Source organism: Nitrosovibrio sp. Nv6 (assembly GCF_900110495.1).
In the GTDB taxonomy this organism is placed as follows: domain Bacteria; phylum Pseudomonadota; class Gammaproteobacteria; order Burkholderiales; family Nitrosomonadaceae; genus Nitrosospira.
Genome location: NZ_FODX01000005.1, coordinates 82,564 through 97,372, shown reverse-complemented (window position 1 = coordinate 97,372; position 14,809 = coordinate 82,564). Strand labels below are relative to the sequence as shown.

9 protein-coding genes are annotated in these 14,809 nt (G+C 51.8%); 5 read left to right on the top strand and 4 right to left on the bottom strand.

Annotated elements, in window-relative coordinates; all coding sequences use genetic code 11:
* Positions 1–66: 66 nt before the first annotated feature.
* The 3 genes from BMX66_RS11390 to BMX66_RS11380 all read left to right on the top strand — a co-directional run bounded on the left by BMX66_RS11390 (position 67) and on the right by BMX66_RS11380 (position 6,964).
* A complete protein-coding gene (locus tag BMX66_RS11390; protein WP_090882265.1) occupies positions 67–2,817 on the top strand; it encodes a YbcC family protein in 2,751 nt (916 codons plus the stop codon).
* Entirely contained in the window at positions 2,814–4,703 is a 1,890-nt protein-coding gene (locus BMX66_RS11385) for a proton-conducting transporter transmembrane domain-containing protein (protein ID WP_090882263.1), read from the top strand. The genes BMX66_RS11390 and BMX66_RS11385 overlap by 4 nt, the downstream gene beginning before the upstream one ends.
* A gap of 617 nt (positions 4,704–5,320) precedes the next feature.
* A complete protein-coding gene (locus BMX66_RS11380; protein WP_090882261.1) occupies positions 5,321–6,964 on the top strand; it encodes a SulP family inorganic anion transporter in 1,644 nt (547 codons plus the stop codon).
* Between the two features lie 282 nt (positions 6,965–7,246).
* On the opposite strand, the gene rsgA is transcribed toward BMX66_RS11380, so the two are convergent.
* The 3 genes from rsgA to BMX66_RS11365 all read right to left on the bottom strand — a co-directional run bounded on the left by rsgA (position 7,247) and on the right by BMX66_RS11365 (position 9,940).
* Positions 7,247–8,188 carry a ribosome small subunit-dependent GTPase A gene (rsgA, locus tag BMX66_RS11375; protein WP_255398926.1) on the bottom strand — a complete coding sequence of 314 codons (942 nt, stop codon included), beginning with the start codon at positions 8,186–8,188 and terminating at the stop codon, positions 7,247–7,249.
* Positions 8,185–8,526 carry a 4a-hydroxytetrahydrobiopterin dehydratase gene (locus tag BMX66_RS11370; RefSeq protein WP_090882259.1) on the bottom strand — a complete coding sequence of 114 codons (342 nt, stop codon included), beginning with the start codon at positions 8,524–8,526 and terminating at the stop codon, positions 8,185–8,187. Before BMX66_RS11370 ends, rsgA begins: the two co-directional genes overlap by 4 nt.
* Before the next feature lie 157 nt (positions 8,527–8,683).
* Positions 8,684–9,940 carry a M48 family metallopeptidase gene (locus tag BMX66_RS11365; protein ID WP_090882257.1) on the bottom strand — a complete coding sequence of 419 codons (1,257 nt, stop codon included), beginning with the start codon at positions 9,938–9,940 and terminating at the stop codon, positions 8,684–8,686.
* A 110-nt stretch (positions 9,941–10,050) separates the two neighbouring features.
* On the opposite strand from BMX66_RS11365, the gene orn reads away from it, so the two are divergent.
* Together orn and glgP are read left to right on the top strand one after the other, a co-directional pair.
* Positions 10,051–10,596, top strand: coding sequence for an oligoribonuclease (orn, locus tag BMX66_RS11360; RefSeq protein WP_090882435.1), 546 nt, complete (start codon positions 10,051–10,053; stop codon positions 10,594–10,596).
* 77 nt (positions 10,597–10,673) lie between these two features.
* Positions 10,674–13,229, top strand: coding sequence for an alpha-glucan family phosphorylase (glgP, locus tag BMX66_RS11355; protein WP_090882255.1), 2,556 nt, complete (start codon positions 10,674–10,676; stop codon positions 13,227–13,229).
* A gap of 71 nt (positions 13,230–13,300) precedes the next feature.
* Here the strand turns inward: glgP and glgA are convergent, their stop codons facing one another.
* Positions 13,301–14,782 (bottom strand): glycogen synthase GlgA, encoded by a 1,482-nt coding sequence (gene glgA / locus BMX66_RS11350; protein WP_090882253.1) that lies wholly within the window; start codon positions 14,780–14,782, stop codon positions 13,301–13,303.
* Positions 14,783–14,809 lie beyond the last annotated feature (27 nt).

The window sequence follows — 14,809 nt, the reverse complement described above, 5'->3', positions numbered from 1 at the left end:
CTCTTAGAGGGGAGAAACCATTGATAGATAGCCTAGAAGGCGTCATAAAGAAGAGGAGCCAAAATTATGCCAGCAGCGATAGATAAAGGTGGAAATATGCAAAAAGAGGGAAAGAGAATCGAGTTGGTGACGGATTCTCCAAAACAGTTCGTGGCTTCCGGTGCCGCCGCAGCTGCAGTCAGCGCACCGGTTAGTCTAGACAAGCGAGCGGACATCAGTGCGGTTCACGTAGAACTGGCCGAAACCCAGGCAGAGGCTCCAACTTCTTCTTTCAATGAAGCGGAAGCGATTCATGACCTGCAGCACTATTTGCCCTGCCAGGCTCCGCTGAAAGACTTTATTCATCATAATACATTACACGCATTCCAGAACGACAAGTTTTACGACGGCGCGCGACGCGCAAAAAAAATATTCGGATATTTTCCCTCACTTCAACTCAGAGAATACAGAGACCTGTACGAAGCCGGTCGCATCCGCAAGGATATTCTTGAGCGCGTCATCTCGGAAAGGAAAGGTTCCGAGCACCTTGACGAGTGGATGGATAAAGTTTTTAACAAGGAATATGACGATTCCGTTTCCCCCCGAATAGGTAAACTGAGGGCGAACTGGAAGCGCCATTATCCTATTGATCTAGATCTGATGGTTCACCCGCTTTTGTTCAGAATCCTGTGCAGCTTTCTGGATCAGGGGATCTCAATATGGGGCTTTCCAATCGGACACAAGGGTTTTCTCGCCGCCATAAAGGAAATGGAGGAAAAGAGCTTTACCAGCTTCTTCAAGACGAAGAGAGCTAAAAAGCTTTTGGTGTCTGGAAACCACAAGATGGAGGATCTGCTCAAGCTCCTGGTGGGAGATGAAACCCTCTATACGCAGTATCTGTTTGACCAGCAGTTTGCGCACCCAGGCTGGTCGGGCATGGTGTCTACAGTCGAGGCCCAGCCCGCCTCTCTCCTGAACCCGAAGAATATCACGGTTCACGACCTGATTATCTTCGAGCTTTTGCTTGAGATCGACGCGCTCGATTCCTATTTCGGCGAAAGCTGGCAACCCATTGCCCGCATTCTGGAAGAGCGGCCTCAACCGTTGTTCGACGATGTGCCCGAGGCTGAGGTCGATACTGTTCTTTCCCTTTGGCACGATGCTTTTGAGTGGACGTACTACGACCAGGTGTTGGCTGGAATAGCTTTGCAGGACAAGACCTGGGAAAGAAAGATCGAAAACAGAAGTTTCCAGACGTTCTTCTGCATCGATGACCGGTTAACATCGTTCCGCCGGTACCTCGAACAAGTTGATCCGGATTGCGAAACGTTTACCACCGCCGGATTTTTTAACGTCGAGCTGTATTATCAGCCCGAGAACGGCAAGTTCTACACGAAATGCTGTCCCGCGCCGGTCTTCCCCAAGTTTCTCGTCAAGGAAATCGGTAGCAAGCAGAAAATGAAGAAGGAAGTGCATTTTTCCAAGCTCACGCATTTGCTTTTCCAGGGCTGGTTTATCTCCCAAACCATCGGGTTTGTGTCGGCCCTGAGACTGGCCTTGAATGTATTCAAGCCCGGCGCGATGCCGGCCATGGCCTCCTCTTATCTACACGTGGACAGGAACGCGAGTCTCACCATCGAAAACAAGGACCCGAACGACAAGGAAAACGGATTGCAGATTGGCTACACTATCGATGAGATGGTCCAGCGCGTCCAGGGTGTCCTGACCAGTACGGGGTTAAACGGGGTAGATAAAACCTTCGCTCCCATCGTTTACATGATCGGCCACGGCGCATCCAGCGTAAACAACCCTCATTATACCGCCTATGACTGTGGCGCCTGCGGTGGCCGGCCCGGATCGGTGAATGCCAGGACGTTCTGTTACATGGCCAACCATCCCAAGGTAAGGGAAGCGCTCAAGGAGCGGGGCGTCGTTATCCCACCCGAAACCCAGTTCCTCCCGGGTCTGCACGACACCACGCGTGACGAAGTCGCCTTCTTCGATGAAGATATTCTCTCCGAGGAAAACGCCGCCAGACACAGGAGAAATTCGCTTGTCATCGACGAAGCGCTCGATCTCCACGCGAAGGAGCGGTCCAGAAGGCTGGTGTCCATCGATACCAAAATGAGCCCGAAGGAGATTCATGAGGAAATCCGCAGGAGAGCGGTTTCCCTGTTCGAACCCCGGCCGGAGCTCAATCATGCGACGAACGCGGTCAGCATTATCGGCAGGCGGAGTATTTCGGAAAACCTCTTCCTGGACCGGCGAGCGTCCACGAGCAGCTATGACTACCGGACCGATCCCGACGGCAAGTTTCTGGCAGTATCCATGGGGCCGATTGCACCGGTTATGGGCGGGATTGACCTCGAATACTTTTTCTCCCGTACCGACAATCACAAAATGGGCGCTGGTACCAAGCTGCCGCACAATGTGATGGGCCTGATCGGCGTGGCCAACGGCGCGGATGGCGATTTGAGGACAGGCCTCCCCAGCCAGATGATCGAAGTGCACGATCCCGTACGTCTCCTTGTTATCATCGAGCACTACCCGGAAGTCGCGTTGAAGGTACTCAAGGCCGCTGCGGCGAATTATTCCTTCTACGAGAACAACTGGGTGCATTGCGTGGCGCTGCATCCGGACACAGGTGAGCTTTGGCTATACAAGGACGGTGATTTCTCGAAGATTTACAAGCCCCTGTTGAAAGATCTGGAAACCGTATCGGATCTGAACGCGTTGATGGAACGGGCTAAGAAAGCGGAATCGATCGAAACCCTGGATGCGGTTCAAGAGAATTTACCTGTCTACTTTATCGAGAAGAAGGAGAAGGCAAAAAAATGACGACGCTGCTAACCTCACTGCTTGGGCTATTCATATTCATCCCGTTGATCGGGTTTACGCTCACCATGCTCATGCCGAAAAGGAATGAGGATGCCATTTCGTGGATAGCCTACTTCACTGTCGGTTCGCACATGGTTTTGGCCTGGGTATTCCTGGTCCTCTGGCTGATCGACGGCCACCCGACGTTCCAGACAATTGAGCTCATCCTGTATGACACGGAAAGTTACAAGTTTTTCATTTCATTCTATTTCGATAAAATCACCGCGGTTTACCTGTTCGTCGGTTCCTTCCTCTGCTTTCTGGTTACCGTCTACTCCAGGTGGTACCTTCATCGCGAAAGGGGCTATAAGCGGTTTTTCAACACCATCCTGTTCTTTTACATCGGCTACAACACCATTATTTTCTCAGGTAATTTCGAGACGCTCTTCATCGGTTGGGAAATTCTGGGAATCACGTCCTTCCTCCTGATCGGGTTCTACAGGGAGCGTTTCCTGCCGGTAAAAAATGCGCTCAAGGTATTCACGGTGTTCCGCGTCGCAGATATGGGTCTGATCCTGGTCATCTGGATGAGCCATCATCTATGGCATGAGAACATCACGTTCTCGAAGCTGATGCAACCGGAGTTGGTTGCTCAGACTCTAGAGAGCGACTCGACGCTGGGGATTCTGATTGGGTTGATGCTTCTACTGGCCGCCGCGGTGAAATCGGGTCAACTCCCGTTCTCTTCCTGGGTGCCCAGGGCAATGGAAGGACCAACTCCATCAAGTGCGATCTTCTATGGCTCGCTTTCGGTTCACTTAGGGGTCTTTCTGCTCTTGAGAACGTTCCCATTCTGGGAGAACCAGCCTGTTGTGGTAGCGCTTGTGATTCTTCTTGGTGTGGCCACCGCCGTAGTCGCGACCCTTATTTCACGCGTACAGTCCTCGATCAAGACGCAGATTGCCTACTCTTCGGTGGCGCAGATCGGCATCATTTTCGTGGAAGTGGCGTTAGGGTTTTATGATCTTGCCTTGCTCCATTCGGCGGGAAATGCATTCTTGCGGACGTATCAGCTTCTGGTTTCGCCATCGGCTGTGACCTTCCTGCTTCGCGACCAGTTCTACAACTTTGTTCCAAGGGAATACATCGACAAGCACTCCACATCCAAGCAAGTCGAGTACGCGGCCTATATGCTGAGCGTGAAGGAGTTCAACCTCGATTCGTTCATGTATTTCTTCTTCTGGGACCCTGTGAAATGGATCGGCAGGAAGCTGAACCTGGTGCTATCCGGAACTGTCGGTTTCGTTATCGCTACCGCATTTTTCCTCGCCGGCCTCGCCTGCCTGTTCTACGAGCAATCTCTACCGGCCGGAGTCCAGCAATTCCTGCCGACACTATTTGCCTTCATCGCACTGATCGTCGTGCTGAAGTCTTTCTCAGAAAGAATGAGTCCCCAGTTGAGCTGGTACTTTGTCGTCATGAATCATCTCTGGATCGCGCTCGCCATCTCGTTTTACGACGAAGTGACGACGCGGGAGATCGTCATTTATATAAGTGGCATCCTCCTTTCAGGCCTTGTGGGATACGCGTGTCTGGCACAACTGAAGTCACTCGAGCAGGGGGTGGATCTGAAGGACCCTCAGGGTCAGGGTCATGTGTTCGAATACTCTGGTCAGGCTTTCATTTTCCTGCTTGCGTGTTTAGGGTTGATGGGTTTCCCCATTACCCCATCATTTCTGGGGATAGATTTGATTTTCACTCATATTCACACAGATCAGATCGTGTTTGCGATCATTCTTGCTCTGAGCTTCATCATAGTGGGGCTCTCGCTGGTAAGAATCTACTCCCGAATTTACCTCGGGCCTCACGTCAAAACTTATCATGCCGTTCCACTGAAAAATTCATGATGTGGACAATGGCTAAGTTAAGCGGATTAAGGTACAGCAGTCCCGTAGGTGCCGTGTATCTATGTCGATCACGCAAAGAACGCGGCCCTGCAAATTTCGCTGGGGGCACGGACTGATGAAAGAGGAGAACGGGGTCCTGTTCCGGATATAACAGGTAAGCTGGTTATCTTTGTGGCAGATTCCCTGACTCCTGCTCCACCCAGTAGCGTAGCAGTGAGTGACGTGTCAAGCGAGCATGGTACTCAAGTTTAAATAGCCAGTGCGATTGGAAGAGGGGGCGCGCGAATCGCAGGGTCGAATGATGGAAGTGTTTGTTTTAATGTTTGGCTCCATGCAAGGGAGAGAAATATGAATCCTACCGTAGAAAACCTGACATATGTCCAAAGAGCGATGGGGATTGTACGGGCGGCCGCATTACTGCGGAGACGGTTCATTGCCGGGACATTTATTTTTGGGAGCTTAACAACACCAGGTTTGGCGTATTTCAACCCTTCGGGATAAATCCTGTCCGGCAGAATGCGCCGAACGTATCAAACACGAAAAGCAAGTGCAAAATATTATTAAACCCGTGTTTTTAATTGGGACATTAAAATCCAAACGAATGGGAGCAACCTCTGATGAGTTCTACGACTAGTTCTACTGCTAAATTGACAATTCCGAAAGACGGCCTGCCCGGTATGTTAGAGAACTTCCGGTACGATTTCATGGCCGGGTTCTTTGTTTTCCTACTGGCGCTGCCGCTCAGTCTTGGTATCGCCAAAGCCGGTGATTTTCCGCCGGCGATGGGTGTGCTTACCGCGATGATCGGAGGCTTGGTGGTTACGTTTTTTGCCGGTTCTCAGCTCACCATCAAGGGTCCAGCGGCCGGTTTGATTACGATCGTAGCAGGCTGCGTAGCCCAGGTTGGCGGCGGACCAGAGGGGTGGAAAATGGCTCTGGGAGTCATGGTGGTAGCGGGTGCCCTTCAGGTTGTCATCGGTTTCATGAAGGCGGGTTCGCTGAGCGATTTCTTCCCATTATCCGCTGTGCATGGAATGCTGGCCGCCATCGGGCTTATCATCATATCCAAACAGGCTCACATCCTGCTGGGAATAGACCCGGCGACACTGGCGGGAATGGGCCCTGTGAGGCTGTATGCGGAGATCCCTGCGTCAATCATGAATCCTAATGGGCCCGTTGCAATAGTCGGGCTTCTCAGTCTGCTGGTTTTATTTGGCATGCCGCTGATAAAAAATCCGATCGTTAAAAAAATTCCGGCACCCATGGTCGTGCTGCTGATCGCGATTCCCGCAGCGATAGTTCTGGATTTCAAGACGACGCAGCCCGCCCATATCCTAGTGCAAATCGGTGATTTCTGGTCCGAGATCGGCTACAACGCTGATTTCTCCATGATAGGAACCGGCGTCTTCTGGAAGTACGTGATCATGTTTCTTCTTGTCGGAAGCCTTGAGTCCTGCCTTACTGTAAAGGCTGTCGACGGCCTTGACCCGTGGAGACGTCAGTCGAATTTCAACAAGGACCTGATTGCCGTCGGAGCGGGTAATACTCTTGCGGCTGTTGTTGGCGGATCCCCGATGATATCGGAAGTTGCGCGTAGCTCTGCGAACGTTACTTTCGGCGCCCGCACCCGCTGGGCCAATTTCTTTCACGGCTTCTGCTTGTTCATCTCGATGCTATTGCTGATTCCGGTAATTGAGATGATTCCCAACACCGCCCTCGCGGCCATGCTGGTCTTTGTGGGATATCGTCTTGCTTCGCCTGGCTTGTTTTTCAAGACTTACAAAATCGGCAGCGAGCAACTGACCATCTTCCTGGTCACTATTGGGACCACGGTTGCCACTGATCTGCTTGTCGGTATTGCTGCGGGTATCGCAGTCAAGTTTGTCTTTCATATCGTAAACGGGGCTTCATTAGGTAACATTTTCAAGGCCCGTTATCAGTTGAAGGAAAGCGAAACGCAATACTATATGAACGTTCAGGACGCGGCCATATTTTCCAATCTGATCGGTTTCAAGAAGGTGCTTAGCCGATTCAAACCCGGCAAAGAAGTGGTTCTTGATTTTGGTCAGGCTACGTTGGTCGATCATACTTTCATGGAATTTCTTGAACATTTCGAAGAGCAATATGTCGAGGCCGGCGGCGCGGTAACTGTCAAAGGTTTCGAGCGATTCGAACCGTTCTCCAGTCATCCACTCGCTGGAAGGAAAGTCAAAAAACAGAAAGTTGGCGAAACAACAACGCAGTCAGTTGGCGGCAGCTAACCGAGCGGATTGCTGAAGAAACGGAAGCCAGGTTCTCCGTCCGTTGCCGCGGACGAGGAACCTGGTTTTTTATCTGGATCGTGCACCGGGGAAGCGATATTCTTAACCATTCATATCGGATCTCAGCGTCTTAATCGCATGAGCAGGTCAACTTCAAATAAGCTATAAGCGTGCTAACGCTTCACGGTTTTGATGGATCACTCAGGGGCAGAGCAAAGCCCTGTGGAAACCGCGCTCCAGTGCGATGTTAAAGGGAACTCGAAAGCAGTCGGTACGAAGATTCTAGTGCTGAACTTTCTGGCGGGCGCTGGAAAATGCGCCGACAGAGGGGGTCAGCGACATGATGAGCTTGCGATAGAAATCCAGGCGGCGCGCGTCTATTTTTTTTTCCTGCACCGCTTGTAGCAAGGCGCAGCCAGGTTCGCCAATATGACGGCAATTGTTGAATCTGCATTGGCCAAGGTAGCGATGAAATTCCATGAATGCCCACGCGACTTCCTCACTACTCATATGTTGCAGGCCGAATTGCTGCACGCCGGGGGAATCGATAATGCCGCTGATTTCATCTAGATGATAGAGTCGTGCGTGCGTGGTAGTGTGGCGTCCCGTATCGAGCGTCGGGGAAATTTCGGCGGTGGCCCGCTCAGCGGCCGGAACAAGCGCATTGATGATAGTCGACTTCCCCATTCCGGATTGACCCACTAATACGCTGAGATGGCCGTGCAGATAGGGCAGAAGGGGTTTAACATCCGTCTTCGCGCTGAGCTGTAGCAGGGAGTAGCCAAGCCTCCCGTAGAGCGAAAGTGTTGCAAATGCGGCGCGTGCAGGCTCAGCCAGGTCAGTTTTATTAAGTACGATCAGCGCCTTGATACGCTGACTTTCGGCGGCAACGAGACATCGGTTTATCAATTCCTCGCTAAAAGCAGGCACCGCCGCCGCCACGATGATTATCTGCGTAACGTTGGCAGCAATGACCTTCTGCCGGGAGGTGTCGCTGCGGTACAGTAACGCGCTGCGTGGCAGGATAGATTCAATCACACCCTGCGTGGGGCTTGTCAGCCGAATTTCTACTTGGTCGCCGCACGCCGCGCCTCCTTTTTTTCCCCGCAACACACATTCGAGAGCTATGTCAGTTGCGGTTTTGACGAGAAAATGCTTGCCAAATGCGGCAACTATCTCTCCACGGATCGGCGATGTATTTGGGGAGCGGCAGGTTGTTCTCAAATCTCGAACAAAGTGTCTATTTTCGCGGCACAAATAAAATCATTCTCGGACAGGCCGCTGATCGCATGCGTAGTATATTCGACGCTGCATTTATTGTACCCGACCGCAATGTCCGGATGATGATCTTCCCGATGGGAGATCCATGCGACCGCGTTGACGAAAGCCATGGTCTGGTAGTAATTTTTGAAACTGTAGTCCTTTCGAATTACCTTATCGAAAAACTCCCATCCTTCGAGTTGCTGCATCAGCACTGTTATTTCGGCGGGAGAAAGTGGTGGCATATTGCCTTCGCACGGTTTGCACCGTTTCGTTGCGAGATCATTGGCGGTGATGTTCATTGGCACTCCTGCTGGTCAGTGTTAAATGGTTAATCCAAATTTTATCGAAAGATGCCTTGCGCGGTATACATAGGCTCTCAGCCCTTGTGATCCATGCCGTTTATGGCAATTTCCCGACCGATCCGGTTGATATATTCGCGATGGTGCTCAAAAAACGTCAATTATGCGCCAGGTTTTCCAGCCGCGCTATTCTCATCGCCGCAGGCGGATGGGAATCATAAAACGCCGAGTGCAGGGGATCGGGAGTAAGCGTTGAGGCGTTATCCTTGTAGAGTTTTATCAGCGCGTGTATGAGATGGGGCGCCGAAGCATTGTCTGCCGCATATTTGTCAGCCTCGAATTCATGCTTGCGGGAATACAGGCTCGCCAATGGCTGGAACAGGAAAGTGAACGTAGGCATAACGAGGAAAAACAGTAACAGTGCCATCGCTGTCGAGGGTACCGACGAAACGGAGACGCCCAACCCCTGGTAAAACCAGGGCTGCTGCATCAGGTAGCCCAGCGCCCATAAAAATATCAGGCTCATGGCAAAAGTCCAGGCAATACGTTTGATAACGTGATGGCGCTTGAAATGTCCCAGTTCATGCGCTAATACCGCTTCAATTTCGGTTATATCCAGGCGAGAAAGCAAAGTGTCAAAAAAAACGATCCGCTTGGTTTTGCCGAAGCCGGTAAAATAGGCATTGCCGTGATTACTGCGGCGCGAGCCGTCCATTACGAATAGACCACTGGATTTGAAACCGCATTTCCGCATCAGTTGTTCAATGCGTTCCTTGAGCGCCGCGTCCTCAAGTGGCGTGAACTTGTTGAAAATGGGCGCGATCCAGGTCGGGAAAATAGCGAGGACAACCAGGTTGAAACCCATCCATGCCAGCCAGGCATAAAACCACCAATACGATCCCATTTTCTCCATCAGCCACAAGATGCCGAACAGCAGCGGCACGCCGAGTAACACGCCCAACGCAATTCGCTTGACCAGGTCGACGAAATACATCCGTGGCGTCATCTTGTTGAAACCGAATTGCTGTTCAATAACAAAAGTCCGATAATAACTTACAGGAATTTCCACCACGCTCATCAGCAGGGCGGCGCTGATGATGAGTGCCATTCCGTGTACCAGCGGATCGCTCAACCAATCTGACCAGAACGCTGCAAGGGCATTCAATCCGCCGCCCAGCGTGAATATCAGTAAAAGCGCGGTTTCCACTGATAGACTGACATATCCCAGCCGGGTCTTCGCACACGTATAATCGGCCGCCTTCTGGTGTATCTCCAGCTTGATCTGAGAAGAAAAATTCTCGGGTACCCGGTCGCGATGGGCGAGAATGTATCTGATGTGCCGGGTTGCAAGCCAAGTTCGTGTTAAAACCGTGATTATCAGGGCAGCGAGAAAGATGGCTGTGAAAGTATGCATGATGACGATGTCTCGCTGGAGTCCCGCAGCCGATAAAGGTGATGAAAGATGACGGGTCAGAGGTGTTATGACACAATTACATGTCAAAAATTCAGGAAAGCGATTCAATTATGGCACAAGACAGCAATAACCTCATCTGGATAGATATGGAGATGAGCGGGCTGAGCCCGGAGACTGATCATATCCTGGAGGTCGCACTGGTCGTAACCGATTCTCAATTAAATGTCCTGGCGGAAGCGCCGGTATTGGTCTTATATCAGACGGAAGCAGTGCTGGATGGGATGGATAACTGGAACAAGTCTACCCATGCCAGGTCTGGCCTTGTAGATAAGGTGAGATCGTCACGACTGGATGAAGCCGAGGCGGAAGCACGCATGATCGCATTTCTGCAGGGCCATGTCCCAGCTGGAATCTCTCCTATGTGCGGGAATTCAATCTGTCAGGATAGGCGTTTTCTGGTCCGCTGGATGCCGCAACTGGAAGCGTATTTCCATTATCGCAATCTGGACGTAAGCAGTTTCAAGGAATTGGTGAAGCGCTGGAAACCGGAAATTTGCGCAGGTCTCACAAAGCAATGCAAGCATGAGGCGCTGGCGGACATTTATGATTCCATAGCTGAGATAAAATACTATCGCGAGCATTTTATCCGAGCATAGAACGGATTAAAGCAGAATAAGAAATGCTCTCCCCGGTTTGATGTCACCATTCCATGCCTATCAAGGAAAAATTGCGTATGTCCTCCGGCACCGTATTTACGATCGCTGTCAACCCAAAAATTCCAGCCCGCCTGGCACGCCTAGAGGAGCTGGCCAATAACCTCTGGTACAGCTGGGACCGTTCTACGCGCTCGCTATTTTCTCGCCTCGATCCCAGCCTTTGGGGAGCAGTAGAGCATAATCCGAAAGCCTTTCTCAAGCGTGTGGATGAATCACTGTTGCTGAAAGCCGCGGAAGACCAGGTTTTTCTGGCTCATTACAACAGCATTCTATCGGCTTACGATTCCTATCATTCCGAACCCATCCGGAACGGCAGTACCAGCGGTTTGCATCCCGCAGATCAAGTGGCGTATTTCTGTTTCGAATTCGGTTTCCACGAAAGCTTCCCAATCTATTCGGGCGGTCTTGGCATTCTGGCGGGCGACCATTGCAAGGCGGCAAGCGATTTGCGCTTGCCAATGGTCGGGGTAGGCTTGCTCTATCGACAGGGATATTTCTTCCAGACAATAGACAACCACGGCAATCAGCAGGTTGCGTATACCGATTCGGATTTTGAAGACCTGCCCGTGACGCCCGTGCTACGCGACGATGGGGCGGAAGTGCGAGTCCAAGTGGCGTTGCCGCAACGCAAAGTGGTGGTGAAGGTTTGGCGGGCGAAAATAGGCCATGTCACGCTTTATCTGCTTGATACCGACTTGCCGGAAAATTCCGTGGGCGACCGCGATATAACCCATCAGCTCTACGGCGGCGACAGGGCAAACCGGATTGAGCAGGAAATCATACTCGGCATTGGCGGCGCCCGCGCGCTGCGAGAAATGGGAATTAAGCCGACGATATGGCATATCAACGAAGGCCATGCGGCATTCATGATGCTGGAACGCATGCATGATCTGGTACAGCAGGGGCTGGATTTAGCCAGCGCGCTGGAGGCAGTGGCGGCGAGTACCGTTTTCACTACCCACACGGCGGTGCCTGCAGGTCACGATCACTTCAGTGATGATATGATGTTAGCATATTTTGAGGAGTTTTACCGTGAACTCAAGATTACCCGGGAAATGTTCATGGAGTTGGGACGCGTCCCGGGCAATCACGAATTCAATATGACTGGCCTTGCCGTTCGCGGTTCACGTTTTCATAACGGAGTAAGCAAGATACACGGCGACGTATCAGCACGCATATGTAAGGATTTATGGCCTCAGATCGAGCCGGAAGAAAACCCGATGGCCTACATCACAAACGGTGTGCATGTACCCACTTTTCTGGCTCAGGAATGGACTGATTTATTCGATCGCTATCTCGGCCATGAGTGGCGCAGCAATATGTGTGATGAAGAGTACTGGTCACGTATTGAAGCGATACCGGATCACTTGTTCTGGAGTGTGCGGCAAACGCTGAAGTCGCAGATGTTTTATGGCATACGCGCTCGTCTTGGCACCCAGAATTCCCGGAATCATGGCTCTGAAGCGCATCTTGATCGCTTGCTCAGATTCGCCGACCCCATCAATCCAAATATACTGACACTCGGTTTTGCCCGTCGCTTTGTCACCTACAAGCGTGCGACGCTGCTATTCGAGGACCTCGACTGGTTGCGAAGAATCCTGCTTCAGCGCGACCGTCCCGTTATGCTGATTTTCGCAGGCAAGGCACATCCCGCCGACGTTCCGGGACAGGATCTGATCCGGCGTGTCAGCCAGATCGCGCGTCTACCGGAATTTGAAGGGCAACTTCTGCTGGTCGAAGACTACGATTTACGTCTTGCGCGCCGATTGGTTTCCGGGGTGGACGTGTGGCTCAATAGTCCAATATATCCGCTGGAGGCAAGCGGTACCTCAGGCATGAAGGCAGGTATAAACGGGACGCTCAACCTGAGTGTACTGGATGGTTGGTGGGGAGAAGGCTATAACGGCAAGAATGGCTGGGCTATCAAACCGGGGCCGGAGAATATGTCGCCGTCGCTCCGCGACAAGGAAGAGAGTAAGGATTTTTACGAAACGCTGCAGGACCATGTGGTTCCGCTCTATTATAGTCGCGATAAATTGGGTTACTCGCCAGGATGGGTGAAAATGGCCAAAAACTCCATGATGTCGCTCCTGCCGCGCTACAATGCCACCCGCATGGTGACCGAGTACATCAAGAACTTTTATGTGCCCGCCAGCAGGCAGGGAGCGCTTTATTCTGACGACAATTTCAGCGGCGCGAAAAAAATCGCTGTCTGGAAAGATTTTGTGAGAAGGGCATGGGGAGGCGTAACAATTCGCCGTTTGGATACGCCCCTCAAACGTATCAACTTTGGCGATGCGCTACATTTCGATGTCGCTATGCGGCTGAACGGTTTACAGCCTGAGGATGTGGTAGTGGAATTGCTGGTCGGCCGTCAGTTCAAGAAGAGTAGCGCATATGAGTACAAACATTTCAGATTTGAGTTTACGGGCATGGAAGAATCGGGAGAACATCTGTTCGCATTGAATCTTGTCCCCGATTTATGCGGTAGGCTGGACTATTACATTCGCGCTTATCCCCATCAGCCTCTGCTGACGCATCCATTTGAAATGGGCATGATGATTTGGCTATAGGCATAACCACTTTCCATCAGGTTGGAGCAGCCTGTGTTCATGGACAGGTTATTCAGACTTCTTATTATAGATCAGGGGAGTAGCGACAGGTAGATTTTTCGATACGCATCCGCGCTCGAGCGCCAGCTGAAATCCTTGGCCATGCCATTTCGCATTAATTGGCGCCAGATGGATTTATCATGGTAGGCAGCAATGGCACGCCGGATAGCGCTGAGAAAACTGACGGGAGTCATGTCGTGGAACAAAAATCCGCTGGCGCTTCCGTCGGCCAACGTTTCTGTTGTGCAATCGACAACCGTATCAAGCAAGCCGCCTGTAGCATGAACTAACGGAGGCGTTCCATAGCGCTGGCTATACATCTGGTTCAGTCCGCAAGGCTCGAAGCGGGAAGGCATCAAGAAGCTGTCCGCACCCGCTTCTATCAAGTGCGCAAGTTTTTCGTCAAATCCAATACGTACCGTAATTTTCCCAGGGTGATTTTTTGCCAGCCGGGTCAACTCCTGCTCCAGCATGGCTTCGCCGTTGCCCAAAAGCGCCAGTTGCGCCGGCATTTCAATTAACTGAGCGGCGACTTGCCGCAACAGGTCATAACCTTTCTGGAAAGTAAACCGGCTGACGGAGCCAAACAGCGGAATGTCGGGATCGACAGCCAGCCCTAGCTGCTGCTGTAACGCCGTTTTATTGGCGCTTTTCGCCGCCAGGCTGGCAACTGTGTAATTCTTTGCAAGATCAGGATCAGTAGCGGGATTCCACTCCGCGGAAATGCCATTGACAATACCGCTGATATGCGCATGCCGCCCGGCCAGGAGGCCTTCCATGCCAAAACCAAGCGGCGCCGTCTGAATTTCTCTGGCGTAAGTGGGACTTACGGTAGCGATGTGGCGGGAATAATAGAGCCCGGCCTTTAGAAACGACATGCCTCCATAGTATTCCACGCCGTTTATATGAAAACTTTCGACGGGTAGACCCAGTTGAGTTACGGTTTCAGGTGGAAAAACCCCCTGAAACGCGAGATTGTGAATTGCCATCAGGGATGCCGCTTTTTTGCCTTTGTGAAAATGTAGATATGCGGGCGCCAGGCCACTTTGCCAATCATTGCAGTGAACAACCTGTGCGCGCCAGACGAGCGGGCTCGCATCGCTAGCCAGCGTCGCGGCAACCTTTGAGAAAAGGCCGAAACGCAATGCATTGTCCGGCCAGTTGCGGCCGGCTGCATCCGCATAGGGTCCGCCTTCGCGCCGGTAAAGCGCGGGGCAGTCAATGACGAATATGGGAACGCGTGTGGACGCATCCACCGCCAGCTTTGCGGATAGCAGGGTCGATGGCGGGAATGGAGGCCGAGCGGCGAATTCGGCTATCTTTTGTTTGTTTTTGAGTCCCGCCAGTATTTGTGGATAGCCCGGAATAAGTATCCGTGCATCTACGGCCAATTCTCGCAACGCTGCAGGTAACGCTGCGCTCACATCACCCAGGCCTCCGGTTTTGTTTAAAGGATAAATTTCCGGCGTAACAAACAGAACGCGTGGGTCGTAATGTGATGAAGCAAGTGGCATGGTAATCTGCTGGTTATATTTTCTACA

Coding starts and splice junctions, on each gene's coding strand:
- BMX66_RS11380 (WP_090882261.1), top strand. CDS start 5,321: ATGAGTTCTACGACTAGTTCTACTGCTAAATTGACAATTCCGAAAGAC.
- BMX66_RS11385 (WP_090882263.1), top strand. CDS start 2,814: ATGACGACGCTGCTAACCTCACTGCTTGGGCTATTCATATTCATCCCG.
- glgA (WP_090882253.1), bottom strand. CDS start 14,782: ATGCCACTTGCTTCATCACATTACGACCCACGCGTTCTGTTTGTTACG.
- BMX66_RS11365 (WP_090882257.1), bottom strand. CDS start 9,940: ATGCATACTTTCACAGCCATCTTTCTCGCTGCCCTGATAATCACGGTT.
- glgP (WP_090882255.1), top strand. CDS start 10,674: ATGTCCTCCGGCACCGTATTTACGATCGCTGTCAACCCAAAAATTCCA.
- BMX66_RS11390 (WP_090882265.1), top strand. CDS start 67: ATGCCAGCAGCGATAGATAAAGGTGGAAATATGCAAAAAGAGGGAAAG.
- BMX66_RS11370 (WP_090882259.1), bottom strand. CDS start 8,526: ATGAACATCACCGCCAATGATCTCGCAACGAAACGGTGCAAACCGTGC.
- orn (WP_090882435.1), top strand. CDS start 10,051: ATGGCACAAGACAGCAATAACCTCATCTGGATAGATATGGAGATGAGC.